The sequence below is a fragment of the Streptomyces populi genome (genome assembly GCF_002911015.1).
Taxonomy (GTDB): domain Bacteria; phylum Actinomycetota; class Actinomycetes; order Streptomycetales; family Streptomycetaceae; genus Streptomyces; species Streptomyces populi.
In genome coordinates this window covers 56,829-73,604 of sequence record NZ_KZ626881.1, presented here as the reverse complement: position 1 = coordinate 73,604, position 16,776 = coordinate 56,829, and the positions used below count along the sequence as shown (strand labels likewise).

Below are 16,776 nucleotides of genomic sequence, written 5' to 3'. Positions count from 1 at the left end.
GAGGCATGGCACGGCTGAAGTCCTGGCAGATCTTCCGCAGATCCCGCATCAGCCCCAACCGCATGAGCGTCATCACCAAAGCCGTCCTCACCCTGGAGAAGCAACGCTGAAAACGCTCATTCCCTCGCCGACGAAATGCGCGGGCACGGGACGGTCGAGGACAGCCGTCTGGACTGGTGAGCGCCCCGGCGCGCGGCAGGACCTCACGACCGCGCGCCGGACGGGTGACGATATGGACCGCCCCTGTCGCCGATCCACCCGCACCCGTACAATCCGATGCCGGGAAACTCTCAACTCCCATGTGTAATCGGGGGACTGGTGGCCGAGGGGAACGCTGGAGCCGGGTCGGGCGCCGATGAGGGAGGCGGCCCACAGTTACTCGCGCTGCGCACCGAGGTCGAGAAGATCGTGGCTGAGGCGCGCATCGGCGCGCGCCGGGCTCAGCGTCGAGCGAAACTCTGGCACGCCGTGTACCTCGGTCTCGGCTTTCCGGCCGCCGTCCTGGCAGGTATTTCCGGAGCGGCCGGCCTGGCTTCCGAGGGTGCTCGTGTTCCCGCAGCCGTACTTGCGTTGCTGTCGGCGGGTTTCGTCGCCGGTTCCACGTTTCTCCGCTCCGACGCCCGCCACATGACCAACCTCCGCCGCCGCTACGCTTGGCAGAACCTGGAGAGCCGTGCCCGCCTGGTTCTCGCCTACGAGGCTTACGAAGGCCCAGAACCACTGCACACCGCCCTTGTCGCTCTGCATGAAATGCGTGCCGCGGTGCCTTCCAGTGCGTTGATTTTCGGGGAACAGCAAGGGCAGCAGCAACTGCCGGTGACAGGTCCGACGCCGGCGGCTGTCCAGCCGCCACCACCGGGGCAGGGAGCGTGAACGGCCACGGCGGGCGCATCGACAGCCCGGTCCTCGGCGGCGATCACGGGAACGCCCTTGTCGCCACTTCCCCTCCGGGCGCGTCCGTCGGGGCCGGCGGGTCCGATCCACTGCCTCGGCACCCATGAGGCCTCGCTTCATCCGTGAAAAAGCAATGCGGCGACGTGACGGTGAAGGGCTGCGCCGCCTCGTTCGGAAAAGCGAGTGGGCGCGACCGTGGGCTCGAGGGTTCTCGGCGCGCAAAGGCAACTCATCCTTTGCTGGAGAGGGCATCGCCCGATCCGGCGGACGCCGGGGGAGTCGTGGCAACAGGGCCGGAACTGGCAGCCGGGTCTTGACCGCGAGGTTCTCCGAGGTTCCAGGACGGGCCGGAAATCGGATGTTTCACTAACTCTATTGCAGCCGCAGTTGTCGCAGTGATAAAAAGTCGGCAACACAAGCATGTTGTTCACCTCGAACCCGATGAAGGACGAAGCGACGATGGCGCAGCAAATCATTACCCGACTGCTTGATGACCTCGACGGGTCCGAGGCGTTCGAGACGATCGTGTTCGGCCTGGACGGCAAGACGTACGAGATCGATTTGAACGAGGAGAACGCGGGCAAGCTGCGCGAGGCCCTTGCCCCGTACGTCGACAAGGGGAGGAAGCAGAGCCAGAGCCGCGGGGGCAAGCGTGCGGGCGCAACGCCGGTCGCCGTCGACGGCAACACGGCACTCGTTCGCGCGTGGGCCAAGGAGAACGGCTACGAGGTGAACGACCGCGGTCGCGTTCCGGCGGAGATCAAGGAAGCGTACGCGAAGGCCACTTCCTGAGGTTCATCAGCTTGCTGCAAGACCCTCGCCGAAAGGAGGGTCTTTCAGCAGCCGTACAAGAAAATGGACCGGTGCCGACCGCTCCTGAGCACCACGTCCGGGGCCGGAACCGGGCGTTCGGTCCAGCGCGAGAACATCGGCGTGGGGTGTTTCGGACGAGCCGCACAACTCGGTTCCCGCCTGCCCCCTCAACCCGGTTCCCGCCTGCCCCCTGACCAGGGACCGGCTGTCCGGTGCTCCCTCCCATGCCCAGGGCCGTCGATGCCTGCGCCCCGCCCGTGTCGTCTCCGGGCAGGCCGTCCAAGGCCGCTGGTACGACACCGGCAACCCGTCCGGCCGCCCCCTCCGCAACCTGATCTGCCGCCTCTTCCCGTGGGGCGTCGGACACGGCGGCCGACCCGCGAGGAAAGCCGTGGTGCCGCGTAGTCGCCCTTCACGGGACACCCCGCTCCACGGGATCTCCGACATCTCGGCCTGCCGGTGGAGGGATACGGCCCGCAGCGCCCGGCGGACGCTCCCGCACCTCTGCCTTCCGGTCGTGGAGCAGCGCGAGGTTCTGCCCGCTGTTGCAGCCGCCGGGGATAGGGGCGTGCTCGCTGGGTACGCGGATCTGGCCGCTGCGACGACGGGTCTCGCCTGTCGTGGTCAAAGCATCAGGGAGGTCCGAGGTGGGGTTCGTCGAGTCGGGTTTCGCTCTGGCCTCCAAAGGCGGTGCGCGGGTTCTGACGGGTTGCTATCGCCTCGACGGGCTGATCGGCTCCGGTGGCGCCGCGGACGTGCACCGCGGGTTCGATCTGCGGCTGCGACGGCCGGTGGCCGTGAAGATCTTCCGGGCGGGTACCGGCTTCGACACGGAGGAGGACCACCGCAGCGAAGCGGTGCTCCTGGCCCGGTTGCAGCACCAGGGCCTGGTGACCGCCTACGACGCCGGACGGCACGACGGTGACGCCTACCTCGTCATGCAACTCATCGACGGCCCCACCCTGAAGACCCGCATCGCCGAGGGCCCCCTGCCGTGGAAGACCACCGCCACGCTCGGAGCCGGCCTGGCCGATGCCCTGGCCCACGCGCACGAGGCGGGAGTGGTCCACCGCGACGTGAAACCGTCCAACATCATCCTGGACGACTCGGGCGATCCCCACCTGACCGACTTCGGCATCTCACGTCTGCTGGACACCACCACCCGCACGGCCACGGGCACCCTTGTCGGAACGGCGGCCTATCTCTCCCCCGAGCAGGTCCTCGGTGAGCCCGTCGGCCGGCCCGCGGACGTCTACGCCCTCGGTCTGGTCCTCCTCGAATGCCTCACCGGCCGGCTCGAGTACGACGGCGGCCCCCTGGAAGCCGCGATCGCACGGCTGCACCGTCGGCCCGGCGTCCCCGACTTCGTGCCCCGGACACTCGCAGCCCTGTTGCAGCCGATGACGGCCCTGGAGGCCGAAGCCCGGCCCACGGCACGTGACTGCGCCCGTACGCTGGCGCTCCTGGGGGCCGAGACGGCCGCGACGGTTCCCACGCCACCGGCCGCCCGCGCCACGAGCGTCGTCGTCGCACCGCAAGCGACCACGAACACCCGTGACAACACGCACGACAAGCCGCTGTCCGGCACCGGGCAGCCCGCTGCGCGCACCGCGCCCGTCCGGAGCCGTTTGCGGGTGGCCGGAGCGGCCGCCGTGCTGGCCGCGGCGATCGCCGCCTTCGCCGTCACCGAGGGACCCTCCGCTCACAGCTCCGGTGGTGATCGAGCGGCGTCGGCCGACGACCGGGCCGCCCCCTCCGACTCCCCGGAGAGGGCGGCGCGAGACGACGGCAGTCACACACCGGCAGCGACGCCGACCGACGGACACTCGGCTTCCGCCCGTCCGCAGCGCTACTCCACACCGGGACGCAGTACACCTGCCGGCAGCCCGACCCGTGCTCCGGCCACCGGCGTGGCACCGACTCCGAAGGACGACAGGGCCGGTGCGGCGAAGGGAGCCAGGCCGGATGCCGCCGGTCAGAGCGGCAGGAAGGCGCCCAAAGAGCCGCCCGGGCAGGTACGCAAGACCCGACAGGACGGCAAGGGGGACGAGAACGAGGGCGACGATTCGCAGGGCGCCGACGGTACGACTCCTGCGGATGAATGACCTCTTCGATCCCGCTCGCGCACGAGGCGATGCGGACCGTCGCGGCTTGCCCCTGCCGATCGGCATCTCCGCCGCGGACCTCCAGGACAGCCAGGCCCTGATCCCGCCGGTTCGCGGCATCCGCCACCGCCTCGCCCGCAAGGGCGTCGAGTCGTCCCGACGCCCGGGCCGGCACCGCCGGGTCGTGGAACGGACCGTTCCCTGACTCTCCGGGTTCCCACGGATTCCCCCCTGGTGCCGACCCCGGATTCATGGTTCAGACATCAGCCACAAAGTACGCGGCAGGTAATCCGGCGTCCCCGTTTCCCCGTCCTGAGAGCTTCCGGGGACAGCCGAGGCGGGTTCAAAAGACGCCCCGTGGTTTTCGCCGGCGACGGTGGCGTCCGGGGTTCGCAGAAGGTGCCGTCTCGGATCATGGCGAAGAATTTTCAGCACGGCGACGTCAAGCGGCCGAGGATTCCATCACGCTCCCGGATTACGACGTGATGTCCCAGTCCGATACCCCGTGGGATGATTCTGTGGCGTTGGAATTCGACGACTCTGACGACGTCGGACCATTTATGAACAGGTAATAAAAGGAACGGAACATGAGAGTTTTTCAAGTTGAACCGATCATCCCTGAACGGAGCGCCGGGACATGACCGTCACCCTGGACCAGACCCTGTTCCATCAGACCGGTGCCGGCCTGCCCGTGCCGTTCGCCATCGCCGGGACCGGAGTGCACCTGCCGCCGGCGGTCGTCACCAACCAGGAGCTCATCCGCACCCTGGACACCAGCGACGAATGGATCACCAGCCGCACCGGCATCCACGAACGCCGTCGCCTGGCCCCGCACCTGGCGACCTCCGACATGTGCGTCGCCGCCGCCCACCCGGCCCTGGACGCCGCCGACATCGCGCCCGCCCAACTGGACGCGGTCATCGTCGCCTCCTACACCGGGGACCAGCCGCTCGTGTCGACCGCGCTGATCGTCAAAGACGCCCTCGGCGCCCACCGCGCCCTGTCCCTCGACGTCACCCAGGCCGCCTGTGCTTCCGGCGTCCAGGCCGTGCTGATCGCCGCCCACCTGCTGCAGAATCCCTCCATCACCACCATCCTGCTCCTCGCGGCCGACTGCGCCTCCAGGGTCACCGATCCCACCGACCGCACCACCGGCGTCTTCTTCGGAGACGCCGCGGCAGCCGTCGTCCTCACCCGCACCGAAATCCCTGGAGCGGGCCTGCTCTCCTACGACCTGGGCTCCCAGCTGTCCTACGACGTCCAGATCCCCGCCGGAGGCTCCCGGCTGCCCACCACCACCGCCACCGTCACCGCCGGAGACCACTACCTGCACATGGACGGCCGCGCCGTCTGGAACGCCGCCACCACACGCCTGCCCGAGAGCATCACCAGCGCCGCACACCGTGCCGGCGCGTCGGTCGACCAGATCCGGCACTTCTTCCTGCACCAGGCCAACCTGAACATCCTCACCGAGACCATGGCTGCCCTGGGCGTTCCCCGCGAGCGTGTCCCCGTCACCGTCGACCGGCTGGGCAACACCGGATCAGCCGGCCTGTTCACCGCACTCCACTCCACCATCACCGAAGGCGCTCTGCTCCCAGGAGACACCTACGTGCTGTCCGGGATCGGCGCGGGCTTCCAATGGGGAACCCTCTGCCTCCGACATGCCTGACCGACCCGCAGGACCGATAAAAAATGTCTGGGGTTGATGGGATCCCACCGGCCCCAGACGCGACCAGGGCTTCCAGGGAGCGGACACCCGGGCACTGAGAAGGCGCCATGCTCCGCATCCCCTGCGGCGACCACCGCGCCTCCCGCCGCCCGGGAAGGCGCCGCGCACCGGCAGACCGGAGCCGACGGAGAAACCCCCGAGCCTGACTGCCGACCACCACGGTCCCGACCTCGACTGCGGCACCGACCACACGCCGATCAGCGTCTTCCCGGCCCGGTCGTCCCCGAAAGGAACCGCGCCCGTCTCGGAGCGAGGCCATGAATCCCGTCATCGATCCGCAAGGGTCTGTTTGGTTCCGCCGGTGCGGACCGGAAGGGCGAGCAGACCACGGGATCGCATCGAGGGCCGCCATCGCAGTTCGCTCGGAGCCACGGCCAGGGCCATGTCCGGGAAGCGGCCGAGGAGCGCGGACAGCGCGATCTCGGTTTCCATGCGGGCCAGCGGAGCGCCGATGCAGTAGTGGATGCCGTGGCCCAGGGCGAGGTGACCGGTGGCGTCCCGGTGGATGTCGAAGCGGTCCGGGTCGGTGAAGCGGCGTGGGTCCCGGTGGGCGGCGGCGAGGGACAGCAGTACGGTCTCGCCCGCCGGGACGGTCACCCCGCCGATGGAGACGTCCTCGGTCGGGAACCGGCGGACGGCCAGGGGCATCGGGCCGTCGTAACGAGCCAACTCCCCGACCACGGAACTCAGGCGCGTGGGATCGGCCCTCAACTCGGCCGACTGCTCGGGGTGGCGAAGCAGAGTCAGGACCGCGTTCCCGATGAGATGCACGGTGTTCTCGTATCCGGCGAACAGGACGAGGAAGGCCAAGGACGTCAACTCGTCCTCGTTCAGCCGGTCTTCCTCGTCACGTACGGCGATCAGTGCGGAGAGCAGGTCATCGGACGGGGCGGTTCGCTTGCCCGCGATGAGGTGGCTGAGGAACGACAGCATGTTGCCGATCGCTTCCCTGGCGAGGGACGGCCGCGCCGGATCGGGAGCCACGAGGGAGTCGGTCCATGACCGGAAGTCGAGCCGGTCGGCCGGGGCCACGCCGAGCAGGTCGCAGATCACGGTGATCGGCAGCGGTGCGGCGTACGAGACGATCAGGTCCGTACGTTCCTCCGCGGCGATGACGTCCAGAAGCTCGTCGGCGGTGCGCTGGATCGGCTCGCGCAGTTGCTCGATCTGGCGCGGGGTGAAGGCCCTGGACACCAGGCGCCTGATACGGGTGTGGTCCGGGGGGTCCATGTTGAGCAGGTTCGCGTCCAGTGCCGGTGGTAAGGCCATGCCTCGGTAGCCGCCGGGCGTCGCGTTGCGCTTGGCGAGAGAGAGCCGCGGGTCGGCGAGGGCCTCGCGTACGTCGTCGTAGCCGGTCACCAGCCAGGCAGGCAGCCCGTCCGTCCCCGTGATCCGGTGTACGGGCCCGGCCCGGCGGAACTGCGCGTAGACGGTGTAGGGATCGTCGGCGAGCGCTGCGACGTCGATCGGCGCTTGCTGAGCGGGGGATGCATCGGTCATGCCTCGACCCTACTTACGAATGATCCGCATCGAGCGGCTCTACCCGAACGGACGGGATTTCAGGGTCCGCCTTTGACGGCCCGGTCACGTGCGCACCGCGTCGTTGCCTCCTGCGGACCTACGGGCGCATGCTGTACGCCCGCTCCATGGCCCCAGTGGAAGGAGCACGGGACGGACCCTCCGTCCTGCTCGCTCTGCGGCAAGACCGACGAGCAACTCGGTGTCGCGCAGGCCGGCCACCCTGCAAAGACCGAGTGCGGCGGCTGACATCGGCAAGCACGAACGGCAATGGTCGACGCCGAATCGCGATGGACGATCAGCCGAGGCGTAATAGGACTACGGATCAGGAGATGACCGCGCCTGACGAGCCGTCACGCCTGCTCCGGTACCTGCTCGCCATGGCTGCGCAAAAGGTCAGCGGCAGCCACTCGCATGTCCTTCTCGATGGCAGCCCGTTCGTCCGGCCGGTCTTCCCAGTTGCTCCAGAACCCCATGAAGAGAAGCACCAGTTCCGTGGCCTTGCCCGTTCGCTCCAGGTGGCAGGCGCACCAATAGATCTCGTTGCCGGCCTCGAAGTGGGTGAGGGAGCCGTTGAGCATGCCTTGTGCCGCGTCGAGCATCCGTTCGCGCCAGGCTTCCTCTACTCCGGGCAGGGGGCGTTCCAGCTCTGCCATGGCCTGCACGAAGAGGTCGCGGATGTCGGCGGGCGGGTCACGTCGAGAGAGGCCTGCCAGCTCGACCAGAGTCGGGCCCTCCAGGCCGTCGGCCAATGCCAGGGCAGCGATCATCGGCAGGTCCTCGGTGGGCTGCTCCCCGAGGACCAGGTTCATCGCTGCACGGCGTAGGCGGTCCATGCGGGCACGGTAACCCTCCGGCCGACGCGGTCGCCAAGGGGTTTCCGGGAACGACAGGGTCTTCCCGGAGCGGCGCGTCGAGGGGCCGTGGCACGGTCCCCGGGGCGTGCCACTTCCGTGTCAGAACGAACCTGAACCCACGGGGACTCGAGGAGAGCATCATTGGAAAGTCTGCATGGGATGGTGTTCAGGAGGATGCCGTGGCCGCCTATGGACTCGAGAACCGCCTGGTCGTCGGTATCGCCTCCAGCGCGTTGTTCGACCTGGCAGAGGCGGACGCCGTTTTCCGCGATCAGGGAGAGGACGCCTACCGCGCCTACCAGGAGCAGCACCTGCACGACACGCTGGACAAAGGAGTCGCCTTCCCCTTCATCCGCCGTCTGCTGTCCCTGAACGACCTCTCACCGGACGATCCTCTGGTCGAGGTCATCATCCTGTCCCGCAACGATCCCGACACCGGGCTGCGGGTCATGCGGTCCATCCAGTCCCACGATCTGCCGATCAACCGGGCCATCTTCATGCAGGGGCGCTCGCCCTACCGCTTCATGCCGGTCCTGAACATGTCCTTGTTCCTGTCCGCGAACGAGGACGACGTTCGTGAGGCCGTCACGCTCGGGCTGCCCGCAGGCCGCGTACTCGGCCCCGCCGTGGCGGACGAGGACGACGACCAGGACCTGCGGATCGCCTTCGACTTCGACGGAGTCCTCGCCGACGACGCCTCGGAACAGATCTATCAGGCCGACGGCATCGAAGGCTTTCGCGCCCACGAGACGACGAACGCCGCCACCCCGCACGATCCGGGCCCCCTGCGGGACTTCCTCGCAGGCGTCAACCGGCTCCAGAGGTGCGAACAAGAACGACGGGCAGTCGACGCCGACTACAAGGTTCGCGTTCACGTCTCCCTCGTCACCGCCCGCGCCGCACCCGCTCACGAACGCCCGGTGCGCAGCCTGAAGAACTGGGGCGTGACCGTCAACGACGCCTTTTTCCTCGGCGGTATAGACAAGAGCACGATCATGGAGGTCCTCAAACCGCACATCTTCTTCGACGACCAGGTCGGCCACCTCACGGGCACCTCCCGCAACACGCCCAGTGTGCATGTCCCCTTCGGGAAGATGAACGAACCGGGCGTCGGAGCGCCTGATCATCGGATTCGAGACGGTGAATCGTCCGGCGCTGTCCCGTGATCAGTGGTACCGAGGGGTGTCGCACGCACGCGTGGGGCCCCGGTGACGCAGGCTGCGTCACCGGGGCCCCACGCCGCCTACCCGTGTTGGACGACGAAGTCTTCGGGTGCCGGACGGTTCTCGGCGGCCACTTGGCCCGGTCCCGTCACCCGGGCCCGGAGCCGGATCGTGTCGCCGGGTTCCGCGTCCGTCAGCAGTTCGGTGCGAACGGCCAGTTCGAGACGCTGCCCGACATGGCGGGACAGCAGGTCGGCGAAGCCGGGCACCTCCCTGGCCTCGAGGACGTGCACCACCGCCTGGTCCCAGCCGGCCAGGCGGTGGTGGGTGTCCTTGGAGAGCAGCCGTACGGTCAGGGCGGTACGGTTTTCGATCACCTGGACCATGACGGACCGCCCTGTCGGTCAGTGGTCGCGCGAGGCGTCGAAGCGGGACGTGCCACTGGCCCTGCCGCCGCCCTTCGCGCCGGCCTGCTCACTGCCGGCCGGGGTCGGGCGTGTGACCTCCCTCAGATAGGCCTCGACGCTCTCCCACGGATACCGTCGTACCGTCCGCTCCAGGTCGGCGAGACGTTGCCGGAGGTCGTCGACGCTCCGGGCCAGTCCGGGCAGTCCGAGTTCCGCTTCCCGGGCTCGGGCACCGACGGGACCCACCGGGGCCTGGCCCGCAGGCGTCGCACTCACCGAGACGGACGCCGTGATGAGGGAGCGGCACTCCGAAATGTCCGTGATGGACACCTCCGTGGGCACTCCGTCGTACGACTCGGAGCTGGGCCGGCTGGCCGGGGTGAGGGAGGTGTTGGCGCTGGTCCCGGGATACGGGTCGCCGTCGTCGCCGCGGTTGTGGCCCCACTCCAGGTCGTGTTTGTCGTCCGCCTGGACGAGACCCACCAGATAGTGCGGTTCGGCGGTGTTGTCCGGCTGGCCCTCGTCGATGTGCCAGCAGAGCAGGCCGTGGTGGGGCAACGAGTTGTCGTAGCCCATCTGCTGGCGGTTCTCGAGCAGGAAGTACTCCTTGCCCGGCAGCCCGTCGGTCCACAGCCGGTGCACCTGGTGGCTGACCTGCACGTTGGGCAGCGTGATACTGCCGCCCTCGGTGACGTCGACCTGGTCCACCCAGCCCTGCTGGAGCTTGCACCAGGCGGACGGATGGGTCGGAACGTCCCCTTCGTCGCCACCCCACGAACCGCCGCCCATCAGGCACCAGTTGCCGACACCCTCGGAGCTTCCGTCGGCGTCGTACAGGTCGGGCAGGCCGAAGAGGAGGTGCCCCAGCTCATGGGCGCAGACGCCGATCTTGGAGTCCTCGGGGATGGTGAGGTACGCGAAGATGTTGGCGCCGTCGGCGTGGAGGGTGTTGGGCAGGACCCACTTGTGGGACCAGATGTCGTTCGGGTCGAGGGTGGCCTCACCGCCGCGTCCGGCGTGGAGCATCATGAAGGCGTCGACGAATCCGTTGCCGTCGTTGTCGTAGGGCGCGTAGTTGACCAGTGGGTCGGCGATTATCGCGGCGTCACGCGCCATGAGCTGCGCACGGGGCTCTCCGGTCGGCTTGCCGATGCCGAAGTTCCCGTTCGCGTACCAGGAGAGTTTGTGTGGCAACCGTACGGGACCGATGATCTCGCCGACGATGTCGACCAGACCATGGGTGACCTCCCGGTAGTAGTCGCGCACACTGCCGTGCGGAAGCTCGCCCTCCGAGAAGAGGAGCTTCTCGAAGTGCTCCTTGCTCTCGGTCATCGCCTTGTCCGGGAAGTCCACCAGCACGACGATCACCCGAACGGTGCCCCTGAGCGGGGTACGTTCGGCAGCCGCTCTGCGGAGGACCCCGGAGGGAGTGCCGGCCGCGAACACCTCGGGAGGAAGGAAGACGTTGTCGTCGAAGCCACGCATCCGCGGCTGCCCGCCCGGCACGAACTGCCGGGCCATCGGCGACGCGTCCTGGAGTCTCCGCAGCTCCTCGTTCATCCTGTCCCGTGCCTCCGGGCTGGGGCAGACGGCACAGAAATCCGACCACACGGCGGCCGCGGAACTCCTGAGAACAGAGCTTTCAGTCATCACAGTGCTCCTTCTGCTGATGAAATCGCGTTCTTTTTTCTCTCTTCTCCAGTAGGCGCGCGGCGGAGGGATCTGTCAAAGGCGATCGTTCCTGGTTGAATTGCGAATTTTTGAAGCGGTGACAAATTTGCGGCGATTCCGCGCGGAGACCGCGACGGTAGGGGTGGATGCCGCGGTCCGCCGCAAAATCGACCCAGGGAATTGCGGCGCCCGAAACATGTGGGAGCGGTCTGCGTCAACGGCGACGAACTCGGGCATGAGAATCGTCCGTGAACTCGTGTCCGCGCCGTTCGAACACCATGCACATGCGTGGACGTGCCCCGGTCTCCGGAAGCGGTGACGCCGTTCCGGGCCGGGCCGTCGTCCGGGTGCGTGCAGGGGTACCGGCCGGTTGGCGCCATGGGGATCACCCGTGAGAACGACGGCCGTCCGGGCCGGATTCTCCGCCGGTCGGTCTCGAACCGGTTCCCCCGGCCGAGCGGTTCAGGCGGTATCGCTTGCGCATATTTCGCACATGGTCCGTACGGTCCGGCTCCAGTTTTTCTGAAGGCCGGAATCGTGGCTGCGGCACTACCTTTTCCCCGGCCTGTCCGCTGTTCGGAGCACAGCATTTCTCGAATGGTGGAAAGGGCCGGACGTGTGGTTCTCGGCGACTTCTTTTCCGTCGTGCGCCCTTCGCGCCCATCTACCCCTAATGTGTGCTCGAACTTCTCCCCATCGAAAGGACAGGTAGAAATGTCTCAGCCGATTCCGCCAGAGGATTGGGGTTCTGCCCTTGAAGGCGCGGCGTCCGTGCAGGAGGCTACCGAGCACGAATTCCCGCCCCGCCCTGAGGTGGTCATCGTTTCCGAGGCCGATCTCGCCGAACGGTCCGAGGGACAGAGCGGGAACGAGCCCTACCGGCCCGAGGGCGCACCGCTGCGCGCGCTACCGCAGCTGCTGCGGCCGGAGGGGGCCCGGGCCCCGCTGTGGAGGCGGGCCGCAGGCGCGCAGGACGAGAGGGGCGAGCCGACCACGGTCTTCCCGCCGGACACCCGCACGGTGATCTACGACACGAGCTACCCCTGGCGAACCTGCGGACGTGTCGCCGTTCCCGGCGGCTCGGGATCGGGCGTCATGGTAGGACGCCGTCACATGGTCACCGCGAGCCATGTGGTGCCCTGGCGCGCGGACGGCAGCGCCGACTGGATGACCTTCACTCCGATGCAGTACGACACGAGCGCCCCGTTCGGATCCGCCAATGTCACCCGCATCTATTTCTGGCAGCGGGTGAACGGATCGGACGGCATCTCGTCCAACGAGGCCGCCTTCGACTACGCGGTCTGCGTGCTGAGCAGCCCCCTGGGGGATACCACCGGCTGGATGGGCAGCGCACACGATTACGTGTCCACCTGGAACGGCCAGGCGTACTGGTCGCACATCGGCTACCCGGGGGACATCGGTTCAAGTCTCCGGCCGGTCTACACCGCGAACGGTGTCATGGACAGCACGGTCGGCGAGACCTTCGCGGGGCGGAACGGACTGCGGATCATGCACCGCAACGACATTTTCCCCGGTCAGTCCGGCGGCCCGTACTTCGGCTGGTGGAACGGAGAGGCCGGCCCCCACGTGGTCGCCGAGCAGAGCGCCGAGAACTGGGGCATGGCGGGCGGTCCGAACGCCGCGGGAGGCGGGTCCGCGCTGAGGGAACTCGTCGCCCACGCGCGTACGGTCGAACCCTGATCTCCCCTCCGTTCGGGGAGCCGTCACCTGCGTGTCGGCTCCCCCTTGTCGTCCTGCTGTCCGGGAGGACGCCGCCACATCGGCCGCGGCTGCTCCCCGGGCCGCGGCTGCGGTGCCGGCAGGGGCGGCGCCTCCGCCGGCAGGCCACTGCCGGGGTGCGCGGCCGTACGGCTCTCGTCCTCCTCGGCATCCTCGGCGTCCTCGGTCCGGGTGACCTGTACGACGTCCGGCCGAGGAGGAACCACGTCCTCGGGGGCCGGCCGGGGACCGGAACCGAAGTGTTCCTCCCAGTCGGCGGGGGGAATCGGATCGGACATCGTCGCCTCCTGAGGTGCATGGCACGCGTCGGTACGTGTACCACTCGTACGACTCCAGCGTAGTGGCGGACGTATCGTTGCCGATAATGCCGTTGCGTGCCGATCGCCTCGGAAGCACCGCGCCGGGGCCACGGGGTCAGACGGGCTCGAAGTCCGCCGGCAGGTTGTCCTCGGGGTTGCACCACCGGGTCGCCCCCCACCATCCAGATCTCCCGACGTCGCAGTGCGTTCCGCAGCGCCCACCGGCACACGGCTCGTACGGAATCTGCTCCACCCTGCCCTTGTCGTCCACCGCCGCCGTCCGGCATCGCTCAGGCGCTGCGGCCGCCGGCGGCACCGTCTCCGCCGCATCCGAGGCGGTGTCCTACGTGGTGGCGGTTCATTGAGCTCTTTTCGAAGTGGCCGCTGATCGAGTGTCGGCTGAGCCGAAGCGCGCCAGTTGTCACACGGGCAGGCTCGCTGTCGCTGTCGCTGTCGCTGTCGCTGTCGCTGTCGCTGTGGCCGAGGTCGCGTGTGTCGGATTTGACCAGCTGAACACCGATGTCACCGAGGCTGGTTGAGGCGGCCAGGGGCCGTTGCCGTGGCCGGTGGAGGAGCCGTTCCGTTCCAGGTTCTGTGGTGCCCCTATGACCACGACTGGAAGGTCGGCGGCCGGCCTCCAGGGGGAGGGGCCGCACCGGCCCCTCCCCCCGACACTGCACTGTCTGTGATGTGCAGAGGGTCCCGCTGCCGACCACCGTCGTCCCAACCCGTCGGCACAGGAGCCGCGTTGGTTCCCCGTCCTGCCGCACCCGCTGGTCGAGTGGGTCGCCACGCTCATCGTCACGTGAGGGCGACTGCCGCTGCTGTCCTCACCCTGGAGCGGCAGCGCCGAGAGAGCTCGATGCCGCCCGTCGCGGGAACCGGGCGATCCTCACGGAAGGGCGAATACCGCCTGATGCGGACTGGTCGAAACGGGGAGGGAGTATCCGCGACGATTGAGGAATTGGCCTCACGGTAACTGATATGGACGGACGGTCGGCAATCTCAAGTTGAACGAGAAACTTTACGGTTGAGTCGTCAAATTCATTCCGCTGTCGGGGGCTTGCCACCCGGCTCTGAACAGCACAAACTGTAAATGATGACGTAGAGCCCATCACCGTTCCGACTCTGCGCCGCTCCGACGAGCGCGACCAGAGGGGCTGATCCGGTGGAGAACAAATTGCAGATCCTCCTTGCCGAGGAGGACGCGGAAGCCGAACGCGTCGCGGAGCTGACCCGCTATCTGCGCGAGGAACTCCTCGAGCTCGACGTGGACGACGTCACGGCGCTCCCCGGCGCAGAGGTTCCGCCCGGAGCGCGGGCCGTGGGCGGCACCGAGATCGGTGCCCTGCTGGTGACCCTGGGCAGTTCGACGAACGCCCTGAACCAGGTGATCACCGTGATCCGGTCGTGGCTGGGCCGACACCATGACGCGCACCCGTCCTTGCACCTGCAGATGGACGGCGACGTCTTGGAGATCCGCAAGGCGACCGACGAGCAAGTTACGGAGGCGTTCGAGATGTTCCTCCAACGCCATTCACCGGCGGGATCCGAGCCATGACGGATTCCAGACATGCGCTGATCATCGCCAACGACCAGTATGCCGACCAGGGGCTGAAGAAACTCAGGGCGCCTGCCCAGGACGCTGCGGCTCTGGAGAAAGTGCTGCACGACCCACAGATCGGCGATTTCGAGGTGGGGGTCGTGCACAACGCCTCCGCCGACCTCATGCGCAGACGTATCCAGGGCTTCTTCAACGACCGCAGTCGCGCCGACACGCTCCTGCTGCATTTCTCCTGCCACGGCCTCAAGAGCGAGTCCGGCGAGCTGTACTTCGCCGCGAGCGACACCGAACCCCCGCTGCTGGCGGCCACGGCTGTCCCTTCCCAGTTCGTCCGCAGCTGCATGTCCAGCACCCGGGCCGGCCGTACGGTCCTGTTCCTCGACTGCTGTTACGGCGGTGCCTTCTCCCGGGGATCGTCCTCCGTACGCGCTTCCGGGGAAGTCAACGTTCTGGAGTCGTTCGCGAAGGACGAGCCGGCCAGCGGGCGGGGCTGGGCCGTCATCACCGCGTCCGACTCCATGGAGTACGCCTTCGAGGGCGGCCGGCTCGCCGACGACTCCGCTTCGCAGCCTTCGGTGTTCACGCACGCGGTGGTCGAAGGTCTGGAGACCGGCGAAGCCGACCTCGACACGGACGGGGAAGTCTCCCTCGACGACCTGTATGAGTATGTCTACAGACACGTACGGGAGCAGAACCCCCATCAGACGCCGAAAAAAGCGGCGGAGATGCGCGGAGAGCTGCATCTGGCGCACAGCCGGCGCGGCCGCATCAAGATCGTCGCCGTTCCCTCGCCGCTCTCCCTGCAAGCGGCCATGAGAAGCGAGGACGTCCTCACGCGGCAGGGTGCCGTGATGGAGCTGCACAAACGACTGCGGCACACGGAACTGCCCGTGGCGGAAGGGGCGCGTCAGCACTTGGCGGAGGTCGCGCGCAACGACATCCAGCAGATCGCCGAACTGGCGACCGAGGCCCTGAACGAGATCCGCCTGGCACCCTCCCCGGACCACCTGGACTTCGGCCTGCTCCCGAGGGGCTCACCGTCTCGGAAGCAGGCCGTGACCATGCACGGCCCGCCACTGGCCCGTCACTGCATGGCCCAGCCCCAGAAGCCGTGGCTGCGGGTCGATCCGACCCTGAGCGGTCTGGAGGTCCACATCGACACGGCCGCCGAGGGGCGCCTGTCCGGCGACATCGTGCTGAAAGGGGTGGCCGAGGAGTCGGTGATCCACGTCGAAGCGGTGGTGGGCCCGGCACCCGGGCCCGGACTCCGCACGGAGCCAGGACCCGGGTCCTCCAACGGCCCCACGAGGCCGCCGCAAGGACCGAAGAGCACGCAGGACACGGTGATCCTCGAGTCTCCCTACAACCCGCCTCGCTTCAAGCCACCGCCCGTGACCCCCGCACCTCGGACACGCACGGACCAGCCGTCCCCGTCCCGCCGCGCTCCCGTCCTCGCCGGTGCCGCTCTCGCCCTCGCCGTCACGGCGGTCTCCACACTCATACGGGCCATCCAGGCCGCGGCGATGGCCGTGTCGGAACGGAGCCACAAAGGGGCGACCGGTGACATCGAGTACTACGTCCGCGAGCAGGGAATGTTCCTGCCGCTCATCCTGTGCCTGATCACCGGTGCGGTGGCGCTCGTCATCGGCGCGTTTGCCCGGCACGATCTGGGAGCCCGGCAGGAGCACTACACGAAGCGAGCGGGGAAAACCGCGCACACACTGACCTCCGTCGTGAAATGGCTGGCGATACCGACGCTGATCCTGGCCGTCCTCATAGGCGTCACCTATCTGGTGGGCAGCGCTTGGGCCTGAACCACCCCGGCGGGATCCACCGAAGGCCGCGGTGCGACTCCCACCACCGACGGACACCCCTTCACCGGAGACATCGCTGCCCGTACGGACGCACCCTCACCGGCTCGACGGGGCTGCCGCCGGAAGTCGGCCAGGGACGGATGTCCTGCGGTCCCACGAACCGGCGTCGCCTTGACGAGCCGAGGCCGGTGACGCCCGG

Annotated in this window: 13 protein-coding genes and 2 pseudogenes; 10 read left to right on the top strand and 5 right to left on the bottom strand. The window is 68.2% G+C overall.

From position 1 onward, the window contains the following. From CW362_RS22060 to CW362_RS22035, 6 genes and pseudogenes are all read left to right on the top strand, one after another. Positions 1-110 (top strand): annotated as a pseudogene (locus CW362_RS22060) (IS5/IS1182 family transposase); the annotation flags it as partial. Between the two features lie 208 nt (positions 111-318). After that, positions 319-873 carry a hypothetical protein gene (locus tag CW362_RS43400; protein ID WP_162684176.1) on the top strand — a complete coding sequence of 185 codons (555 nt, stop codon included), beginning with the start codon at positions 319-321 and terminating at the stop codon, positions 871-873. 480 nt (positions 874-1,353) lie between these two features. Next, positions 1,354-1,686, top strand: a complete 333-nt coding sequence (locus tag CW362_RS22050; protein WP_103551244.1) for a histone-like nucleoid-structuring protein Lsr2 — start codon at positions 1,354-1,356, stop codon at positions 1,684-1,686. 668 nt (positions 1,687-2,354) lie between these two features. Then, positions 2,355-3,812 (top strand): serine/threonine-protein kinase, encoded by a 1,458-nt coding sequence (locus CW362_RS22045; RefSeq protein ID WP_240657970.1) that lies wholly within the window; start codon positions 2,355-2,357, stop codon positions 3,810-3,812. Between the two features lie 34 nt (positions 3,813-3,846). Then, positions 3,847-4,011 (top strand): annotated as a pseudogene (locus CW362_RS45670) (IS5/IS1182 family transposase); the annotation flags it as partial. 438 nt (positions 4,012-4,449) lie between these two features. Continuing rightward, positions 4,450-5,484: a 3-oxoacyl-ACP synthase III family protein gene (locus tag CW362_RS22035; protein WP_103551237.1), complete on the top strand. Its 1,035-nt coding sequence runs from the start codon at positions 4,450-4,452 to the stop codon at positions 5,482-5,484. Positions 5,485-5,811: 327 nt separating this feature from the next. On the opposite strand, the gene CW362_RS22030 is transcribed toward CW362_RS22035, so the two are convergent. Both CW362_RS22030 and CW362_RS43395 read right to left on the bottom strand, forming a co-directional pair. Continuing rightward, entirely contained in the window at positions 5,812-7,044 is a 1,233-nt protein-coding gene (locus CW362_RS22030) for a cytochrome P450 family protein (RefSeq protein WP_103551236.1), read from the bottom strand. 371 nt (positions 7,045-7,415) lie between these two features. Continuing rightward, positions 7,416-7,898: an HAD family hydrolase gene (locus CW362_RS43395; protein WP_162684175.1), complete on the bottom strand. Its 483-nt coding sequence runs from the start codon at positions 7,896-7,898 to the stop codon at positions 7,416-7,418. Between the two features lie 200 nt (positions 7,899-8,098). Between CW362_RS43395 and CW362_RS22015 the strand changes: the two genes are divergently transcribed. After that, complete coding sequence (locus tag CW362_RS22015) at positions 8,099-9,085, top strand: 5'-nucleotidase (protein WP_103551233.1); 987 nt, start codon at positions 8,099-8,101, stop codon at positions 9,083-9,085. Positions 9,086-9,162: 77 nt separating this feature from the next. On the opposite strand, the gene CW362_RS22010 is transcribed toward CW362_RS22015, so the two are convergent. Continuing rightward, complete coding sequence (locus CW362_RS22010) at positions 9,163-9,468, bottom strand: hypothetical protein (RefSeq protein ID WP_103551232.1); 306 nt, start codon at positions 9,466-9,468, stop codon at positions 9,163-9,165. A gap of 18 nt (positions 9,469-9,486) precedes the next feature. Next, the gene (locus tag CW362_RS22005) at positions 9,487-11,139 is read right to left on the bottom strand and encodes a M6 family metalloprotease domain-containing protein (protein WP_103551231.1); all 1,653 of its coding nucleotides are present in this window, start codon (positions 11,137-11,139) and stop codon (positions 9,487-9,489) included. 792 nt (positions 11,140-11,931) lie between these two features. On the opposite strand from CW362_RS22005, the gene CW362_RS22000 reads away from it, so the two are divergent. Beyond that, entirely contained in the window at positions 11,932-12,861 is a 930-nt protein-coding gene (locus CW362_RS22000; protein ID WP_162684174.1) for a trypsin-like serine peptidase, read from the top strand. Positions 12,862-12,884: 23 nt separating this feature from the next. Here the strand turns inward: CW362_RS22000 and CW362_RS21995 are convergent, their stop codons facing one another. Further along, positions 12,885-13,178 carry a hypothetical protein gene (locus tag CW362_RS21995; protein WP_103551229.1) on the bottom strand — a complete coding sequence of 98 codons (294 nt, stop codon included), beginning with the start codon at positions 13,176-13,178 and terminating at the stop codon, positions 12,885-12,887. Positions 13,179-14,367: 1,189 nt separating this feature from the next. On the opposite strand from CW362_RS21995, the gene CW362_RS21990 reads away from it, so the two are divergent. Together CW362_RS21990 and CW362_RS21985 are read left to right on the top strand one after the other, a co-directional pair. Next, positions 14,368-14,760, top strand: coding sequence for a hypothetical protein (locus CW362_RS21990; protein ID WP_162684173.1), 393 nt, complete (start codon positions 14,368-14,370; stop codon positions 14,758-14,760). Then, the gene (locus tag CW362_RS21985; RefSeq protein WP_103551227.1) at positions 14,757-16,577 is read left to right on the top strand and encodes a caspase family protein; all 1,821 of its coding nucleotides are present in this window, start codon (positions 14,757-14,759) and stop codon (positions 16,575-16,577) included. The genes CW362_RS21990 and CW362_RS21985 overlap by 4 nt, the downstream gene beginning before the upstream one ends. The last annotated feature ends 199 nt before the right edge of the window (positions 16,578-16,776 follow it).